Source organism: Hymenobacter sp., assembly GCF_035709525.1.
GTDB lineage: Bacteria > Bacteroidota > Bacteroidia > Cytophagales > Hymenobacteraceae > Hymenobacter.
The window spans coordinates 1-6,905 of sequence record NZ_DASTEP010000177.1; the positions used below are offsets into that span (position 1 = coordinate 1).

Below are 6,905 nucleotides of genomic sequence, written 5' to 3' on the forward strand. Positions count from 1 at the left end.
GGGGCGGGGGGGTGAGGTTCTCCGCGCTGGCTTCGCTGGTTTCAGCCGCGTGCTTCGCCTCGTCCTCCACCCGCGCGGCCTCCTTGGGGTTAGGTTCGCCGTCCTTCGTAAAGAACGAGTACAGCACCGGCAGCACCACCAGCGTGAGCAGCGTGGCCGAAATCAGCCCACCAATCACTACCGTGGCCAGTGGCTTTTGCACCTCCGCGCCCGCCGAGGTCGATAAGGCCATCGGCAGAAAGCCCAGCGAGGCCACGCTGGCCGTGAGAATAACCGGCCGGAACCGCTCCTCGGTGGCGCGCAGCACGCGCTCACGCACGCTGCGCACGCCTTCGAGCGCCAGCTCGTTGAGACTGGCCAGCAGCACAATACCATTGAGCACGGCCACCCCGAAGAGGGCAATGAAGCCCACGCCCGCCGAGATGCTGAACGGCATCCCGCGCAGCCACAGCGCCACGATGCCGCCGATGGTGGCCAGCGGCACGCCCGTAAAAATGAGCAGCGCCTGCTTCACCGACCGAAACGAGAGGTAGAGCAGCATAAAAATGAGCACCAGCGACACCGGCACGGCCACTGCCAGCCGCTTTTTGGCTTGCACCAGGTTCTCAAACTGCCCGCCGTAGCTGAGCGTGTAGCCCTCGGGCAGCTTGAGGCGGGCCGCCAGTAGGGGCTGAATTTCCTGCACCAAACTCTGCACGTCGCGCCCGCGCACGTTGATGCCGATGTTGATGCGGCGGCGGGCATCGTCGCGCGAGACCTGGATGGGCGCGTTGTGATACGCCACGGTGGCGACCTCGTCGAGCGGGATTTTCTGGCCGCTGGGCGCATCCACGTACAGGTTTTGCAGGTTGGTGAGGCCCGCGCGGTGGGTGCTGTCGAGGCGCACCACCAGGTCGTAGCGGCGCTCGCCCTCGTACACTTGCCCCGCCACGTCGCCCGCGAACGACGAGCGCAGCAGCGTATTCAAGTCGCTCACCTTGAGGCCGTACTGGGCCAGCTTCTGGCGGTCGTAGCGCACGCGCAGCTGCGGCAAAGCCGCGATTTGCTCCACCTTGAGGTCGCCTACGCCGGCCAATGGGCGAATGAGGGCGGCCGCCTCGTTGGCTTTCTCATACAAAATGCCCAGGTCATCGCCGTATATTTTGATGCTCACGTCGGATTTCACACCCGAAATCAGCTCGTTAAACCGCATCTGAATGGGCTGCTGAAACTCCATGCTCACGCCGGGCACGCCGGCCAGCGCGGCCTGCATCTTGCCGGCCAGCTCCTCGCGGCTGCCGGCCGAGGTCCATTGGCTGCGGTCTTTGAGAATTACCATCTGGTCGGAATCTTCCATCGCCATCGGGTCGGTCGGGATTTCGGAAGTGCCGTTTTTACCCACTATCTGCTCGATTTCGGGGAATTGCTTCAGCAAAATCTGCTGCACCTTGGTGGTCGTGGCCACGGCTTGGCTCAGCGACGAGCCGGGCGCGAGCGTCACGTTCACGGCAAAATCGCCCTCGTCGAGCTGCGGAATAAACTCGCCGCCCATGCGCGAAAAAAGGAAGCCCGCCAGCACCAGCAGCGCCAGCGCCGCGCTTACTACCAGCGCCCGCGCCCCCAGCGCCGCCCGGATGATGGGGTCGTAGCCGCGGTGCAAAAACTTCATGATGCGGTCAGCCAGTGTATCTTCTTCCTTGATGTCTTTCTTCAAAACCCAGGCCGTGGCGGCCGGCACATACGTGACACACAGCAGCATAGCCCCAACGATGGCAAAGCTCACGGTGAGCGCCATCGGCCGGAACATCTTGCCCTCGATGCCCGTGAGCGACAAGATGGGGAAGTACACGATGAGGATGATGAGCTGCCCAAACAAGGCCGACGACATGAGGCGCGTGGCGGCCGTTTCGGTCACGTCGTCCATGGTTTCGTGGGCGGCCTGCGTGCGCTGATGCACGAGATGAAAAATGACGGCCTCCACGATAATCACGGCCCCGTCCACTATCAGCCCAAAGTCCAACGCCCCCAGGCTCATGAGGTTAGCCGACACGCCGAAGAGGCTCATCATGCCCAGCGCGAAGAGCATGCACAGCGGTATCATGGTGGCTACCACCACGCCGGCCCGCCAGTTGCCGAGCAGCAGCAGCAGCACCAGCAGCACGATGACGCCGCCCTCCACCAGGTTGTGCTGCACGGTGGCAATGGCCTTGTCGATGAGCTTGGTGCGGTCGAGAAAGGGGGTAATGACGAGGCCCTTGGGCAGCGTTTTCTGAATTTCGGCCACCTGCGTTTTCACGTTTTTGATGGTGCTTTCGGAGCTCGCGCCTTTCAGCATCAGCACCACGCCGCCCACGGTTTCGCCCTGGCCGTTGCGGGTCATGGCGCCGTAGCGCACGGCGTGGCCCATGCGCACGGTGGCCACGTCGCGCACCAGCAGCGGCGCGCCCTGCGCGGCCTGCTTGATTACGGTCGCGCCCAGGTCGGCCAGCGAATTGGCCCGCCCCTCGCCCCGGATAAAGTAGGCGTTGGGGCCGCGCTCGAGGTAAGCGCCGCCGGTGTTGCCGTTGTTGTCTTGCAAGGCGGCGTAGAGCTCGGCCATCGTCACGTTGTTGGCGGCCAGGCGGTTGGGGTCTACGGCTATCTCGTACTGGCGCAGGTAGCCGCCGAGGCTGCTCACGTCTACCACGCCGGGCACGCCGGCCAGGCGGCGGCGCACTATCCAGTCCTGCACGTCGCGCAGCTTGGCCAAGGAAAACTGCTTTTCGTAGCCCGGCAAGACGCGGATACTGTACTGGTAAATCTCGCCCAGGCCCGTTGTGATGGGGGCCATCGTGGGCACGCCGTCGCCGGCCGAGAGGTCGGCCTCGGCGCTTTTGAGCTTTTCGGCCACCAGCTGCCGGGTCTGGTAGGTGCTCATATCGTCGGGGAAAACGACCGTAATCACCGACAGCCCGAAGCGCGAAATCGACCGGATTTCCGTGACGCCCGGCACCGTGCGCAGCTGCAATTCCAGCGGCACCGTGAGCAGTTGCTCGACCTCCTGCGCGGCCAGGGCCGGGCTTTGGGTGATGACCTGTACCTGGTTATTCGTCACGTCGGGAATGGCATCGAGCGGCAGATTGGCCGCCGAAAACCCACCCCAGCCCAGCAGCCCCAGCAGCATAAGCGCCACCAGCAGCTTGTTGCGGACACTGGCCGCAATGATTTTATGAAGCATCTTAATTTGAAGCAAAGAGCTTTTGCGCCGGGGCCACGCCCATCGCACGGGGCTAAAAAGCCACTTCGTGCCTATCCCGCAAAAGCTCGTAGTAGTATAGTCGCCCGGCATTGCCAAGCTTGCATAATGCGCGCCGAACGAGTGTAGAGACGCATCCTTGCGTCTCACGCCTGGCGAGTCCCGCAACGGCGAGACGCAAGGCTGCGTCTCCGCACCGAATCTTCAATCCGCTGTCAAATAAGGCATTTGACCTGCGTAGAGACACAATGTTTTGCGTCTCGCGTTAGGTAGCACGCCCACATGCTTTTCAGGTGCAAGACGCAAAATATCGCGTCTCTACACCTCTCGCTAAAACCTAACGGAAACCCGGCTACGCTCTGGGGGGCTCTAACAAGGCCCCGGCGAGGCCCGCGGGGCACGGCAGCGGCGCTACCGGGCGGTACACCAACCCTGCGCGCGGCGCAGGCTGGGCCTGGGGCAGCAGCGGCCGCCCGGCGGCCAGCACGAATACCCCCGCCGCGCAGTTGCCGTGGCAATTGTGCAGGGGCAGGTTGTGGTGGTCTTGGTGGTGCGCTTGGCTGAGGGTGCAGCCGTGCAGGTGCCGGGTGCCCGCGCCGTAGTGCTCGATTAAGAAGGCGCTCAGCGATAGCCCGCCGCCCTCGGCCGAGTGGTGAAAGCGGTAGTGCTCGAGCAGCGTGGGCAGCTTGCTCAGCTCCGCCAGGTCATTCTGCGGGATGAAGCTGCCAAGCAGCATCAGGCAAGCCAGAAAAGACGCAACCACTGATTTCATAGCAGCCTCACAACGCCGGCCCCGACCAAAAGTTTGCGAAATGCCAGCGGCCCGCAAAATTAAGAGCAATTCTAAATACACGCCGACGAGCGGCTGCGGCCAAACATTCGGCGGCCCGTCGTATTCTTGGCTCATCTATGCGCCTTCTCCCGCTCTTTCCGCTCAATCTGGTCGCCTTTCCTGGCGAAAAGCTTAACCTGCACATCTTCGAGCCGCGCTACCGCGAGCTCGTGCGCGACTGCTTCACCGAAGGCATCACGTTCGGCATTCCGCCCTACCTCGACAATTCGGTGCAGGAGCTGGGCACCGAAATGCGCCTGCTGAGCGTGGAAAAAACCCACGCCGGCGGCGAAATGGATATCAAAACCGAGGCCGTCGGCGTGTTTCGGGTGCGCAAGTTTATGCGCCAGGCCCCCGGCAAGCTCTACGCCGCCGGCCAAATCGAAGAAATAGTGCAAGACGAAGAGGCCGACCCCGCGCTGCGCGAAGTTATTGCCAGGCAGGTGCGGCAGCTCTACGAGGCGCTGGGCTTGCGCAAGCTGCTTTTGCAGCTGGCTCCCGATTTCAAGATTTTCGACGTGGCCCACCACATCGGCCTCAGCACCGAGCAGGAGTACCAGCTGCTGGGCACCACCGCCGAGCAAGAGCGCCAGGAAATGGTGCGCGAGCACCTCGAGCGCCTGCTACCCGCCGTGCTAGAGGCCGAGCGCCTCAAGGAACGCGTAAAGCAGAATGGTCACTTCAAGCACTTGCAGCCACCGAATTTTTAAGGTTGGTTACTTGCTTCTGAGATTAGAAAAGCAGAAACGAGTCATGCTGAACGCAGTGAAGCATCTCTACCGCACAGTTGAGATACGTATCCAAACGATGCGGTAGAGATGCTTCACTGCGTTCAGCATGACTCGTCAGACGTTTCCTGTCCGACTATGTTCTCTACGGTTTCAGCCCAGCCGGTACGCCCTGCGGGTAGGCCTGCTGAATGTCTTTTTCCAGTTCCGCGATGCGGTTGCCGGGGTTTGGGTGGGTGCTCATAAACTCGGCCGGGCCACCGCCGCCACCGCTTTTGCTTTCGAGCATCCGCATCACGCCTATCATGGCGCGGGGGTCGTAGCCGGCCGGGGGCAGAAATTTGACGGCAAAGTCGTCGGCTCCCAGTTCATCATTACGGCTGAAGCGCAGGGTAATAAGTTTGGCAATCATGGCGGCGGCGGCGGCCTTGGCTACGCTGCTGCCGGGGTTTTGGGGGTCGTAGGCGGCCACGGCGGCGGCCCCGCTCAGGGTTTGCGTGAGCTGGCTTTTCGACACCTGCTCGGCCGAGTGGCGGCCCACTACGTGGCCGACCTCGTGGGCCAGCACGCCAGCCAGCTCGGCTTCGGTTTTCAGGTTCTTCAGAATGCCCATCGTGATGAACACCTGCCCGCCGGGCAGGGCGAAGGCATTGATAGTCTGGTCATCAGCCAGCAAGTGAAACTGGTAGCGGTACTCGGTTTTTTGGTCGAGCTGATTAGCTTGCACAATGCGCTGGCCCACCTGCTGCACGGCAGCCACGGCGCGGGCGTCGCGGCTTTCGCCGCCGTACTCGGCCGCCATTTGGGGGGCAGCTTGCAGGCCAAGGGCAATTTCCTGACTGGCCGACATGTTGACGTGCTGTTTCTCGCCCGTCACGGGGTTGGTCGAGGTGTTAAAAAAGTACCCTATCAGGGCAATGGCCGCCATGACGAGGGCGATAATGAAGCGAAAATTTAAGCGCATAAGTGAAAGAAATAGAAGGATGCCCAAGCGGGCGTAATTCCCTTCAACGGCCGGCGCGGGGTTGGGTTATCAGAGTCAGTTTTTCCTCAGAATACCCCCAAAAGCAAAGCAGCCCCGGCCAGTCGGCCGGGGCTGCTTTTTGGCGCTGCCTCGCTCCTACTTGCCCAGCCACTTGGCCAGCAGGCGCTGCTGCTCGGGCGTGGCCGCGGCGGCCGGCTGAATCTGGTACTTGCGGTCGGGGTCGGGCTGCAAGGTGAGGCTGAGGTCGTGGGTTTGGGCACCGTGCTTCACCTGCATTTTCAGCACCGTGCCGGGGGCGCTGCCGTTCACGGCCTGCTTCACGGCCTCGTCGGTGGGCGCGGCCCCGTTGAGTTGGAGGATTTCGTCGTTGGCGTTGAGGCCGCCGTTCCAGGCGGTGCCGTCGCGCTTCACGTAAGTCACGAGGTAGTGGCCGGCGCGGTTTACCACCGTGGCCCCGAGCGCGCCGTTGGCGCTGGCCGGGGCACTCGTGAAGCTCAGCCCCACGTAGCCCAGGGCGGTGGCGTAGTCGAGCGTGCGGGTGCCATACACGCAGTTGCGGAAGAAGTCATCGAAGCGGCGGCCGGCCACTTCGGCTACCGCGTCTTCGTATTCCTGGTCGGTAAAGCCGCGCTTCAGGCCCTTGTAGTATTTGTCGTAGAGCAGGCGGAATACGTCGTCGAGGTGCTTCTGGCCGTTGGTGGCTTGCACCAGCATCAGGTCGAGCACCAGGCCCACTACCTCGCCCTTGTCGTAGTAGCTGATTTCCGAGTTGCGCGAGTTTTCGTCGGGCCGGTAGGCCCGAATCCAGGCGTCGAAGCTGGCCATTGCTACCGGCTGCTGCTTGTTGCCGGGCTGGTTTTCGACGCCGCCAATCACGCCCGCCAGCTGGTCGTAGTACTCCTGCGGCGACACAAGGCCGGCGCGCTGCACCAGCTGGTTGGCCATGTACTCAGTCTGGCCCTCGCTCACCCACAGCATGTGGGTGTAGTTTTCGCGGTCGTAGTCAAACGGCCCCAGCGCCACCGGCCGGATGCGCTTCACGTTCCAGAGGTGGAAGTACTCGTGCGCCACCAGCCGCATAAAATTGGTGTATGCCACGGGGTTGGCGTAGGTGCCCGGCCGCGCGCCCAGCGTGGTCGAGTACAG

General features: G+C 62.8%; 5 protein-coding genes. 1 reads left to right on the forward strand and 4 read right to left on the reverse strand.

Going from position 1 to position 6,905, the window contains the following annotated elements; genetic code table 11:
- The coding region (locus VFO93_RS16005; protein WP_325135374.1) for a CusA/CzcA family heavy metal efflux RND transporter at window positions 1–3,196 on the reverse strand (3,196 nt) is incomplete at its 3' end.
- 370 nt (window positions 3,197–3,566) lie between these two features.
- On the reverse strand, window positions 3,567–3,950 hold the full coding sequence (locus tag VFO93_RS16010; protein WP_325135375.1) for a hypothetical protein: 384 nt from the start codon (window positions 3,948–3,950) through the stop codon (window positions 3,567–3,569).
- A gap of 173 nt (window positions 3,951–4,123) precedes the next feature.
- On the opposite strand from VFO93_RS16010, the gene VFO93_RS16015 reads away from it, so the two are divergent.
- A complete protein-coding gene (locus VFO93_RS16015; RefSeq protein ID WP_325135376.1) occupies window positions 4,124–4,756 on the forward strand; it encodes an LON peptidase substrate-binding domain-containing protein in 633 nt (210 codons plus the stop codon).
- A gap of 163 nt (window positions 4,757–4,919) precedes the next feature.
- On the opposite strand, the gene VFO93_RS16020 is transcribed toward VFO93_RS16015, so the two are convergent.
- Together VFO93_RS16020 and VFO93_RS16025 are read right to left on the reverse strand one after the other, a co-directional pair.
- Window positions 4,920–5,738: a M48 family metalloprotease gene (locus VFO93_RS16020; protein WP_325135377.1), complete on the reverse strand. Its 819-nt coding sequence runs from the start codon at window positions 5,736–5,738 to the stop codon at window positions 4,920–4,922.
- 156 nt (window positions 5,739–5,894) lie between these two features.
- Window positions 5,895–6,905, reverse strand: a 1,011-nt coding sequence (locus VFO93_RS16025; RefSeq protein WP_325135378.1) for a PDZ domain-containing protein, incomplete at its 5' end; no start/stop codon positions are given.